General features: G+C 49.8%; 1 rRNA gene. It reads left to right on the top strand.

Annotation, left to right across the window (positions count from 1 at the left end):
* A 23S ribosomal RNA gene (locus AB3I72_RS13760) occupies nucleotides 1-1,239 on the top strand; the annotation flags it as partial.

Below are 1,239 nucleotides of genomic sequence, written 5' to 3'. Positions count from 1 at the left end.
ATATGGTAGTCTGTTAGTATAGTTGAAGGATTTGGAAAATTCCGCTAAAGAGGGTGAAAGCCCCGTAGACGAAATGCTAACAACACCTAGGAGGATCCTGAGTACGGCGGAACACGAGAAATTCCGTCGGAATCCGCGGGGACCATCCCGCAAGGCTAAATACTCCCTAGTGACCGATAGTGAACCAGTACCGTGAGGGAAAGGTGAAAAGCACCCCGGAAGGGGAGTGAAATAGATCCTGAAACCGTGTGCCTACAACAAGTCAAAGCTCGTTAATGAGTGATGGCGTGCCTTTTGTAGAATGAACCGGCGAGTTACGATTGCATGCGAGGTTAAGTCGAAGAGACGGAGCCGCAGCGAAAGCGAGTCTGAATAGGGCGAATGAGTATGTAGTCGTAGACCCGAAACCATGTGATCTACCCATGTCCAGGTTGAAGGTGCGGTAAAACGCACTGGAGGACCGAACCCACGTACGTTGAAAAGTGCGGGGATGAGGTGTGGGTAGCGGAGAAATTCCAAACGAACTTGGAGATAGCTGGTTCTCTCCGAAATAGCTTTAGGGCTAGCCTCGGAATTGAGAATGATGGAGGTAGAGCACTGTTTGGACTAGGGGCCCATCTCGGGTTACCGAATTCAGATAAACTCCGAATGCCATTCATTTATATCCGGGAGTCAGACTGCGAGTGATAAGATCCGTAGTCGAAAGGGAAACAGCCCAGACCACCAGCTAAGGTCCCAAAATATATGTTAAGTGGAAAAGGATGTGGGGTTGCACAGACAACTAGGATGTTGGCTTAGAAGCAGCCACCATTTAAAGAGTGCGTAATAGCTCACTAGTCGAGTGACCCTGCGCCGAAAATGTACCGGGGCTAAACATATTACCGAAGCTGTGGACTACACCATTAGGTGTAGTGGTAGGAGAGCGTTCTAAGGGCGTTGAAGGTCGATCGTGAGGACGGCTGGAGCGCTTAGAAGTGAGAATGCCGGTATGAGTAGCGAAAGACAGGTGAGAATCCTGTCCACCGTATGACTAAGGTTTCCTGGGGAAGGCTCGTCCGCCCAGGGTTAGTCGGGACCTAAGCCGAGGCCGATAGGCGTAGGCGATGGACAACAGGTTGATATTCCTGTACCAGTTGTTTTTGTTTGAGCAATGGAGGGACGCAGTAGGCTAAGGAATGCATGCGATTGGAAGTGCATGTCCAAGCAATGAGTCTTGAGTAGAGTTAAATGCTTTACTCT

Source organism: Enterococcus sp. GC34 (assembly GCF_040886645.1).
Lineage (GTDB): Bacteria > Bacillota > Bacilli > Lactobacillales > Enterococcaceae > Enterococcus > Enterococcus faecalis.
Note: the sequence above shows the minus strand (reverse complement) of the source record. Positions and strands in the feature narration are given on the sequence as shown.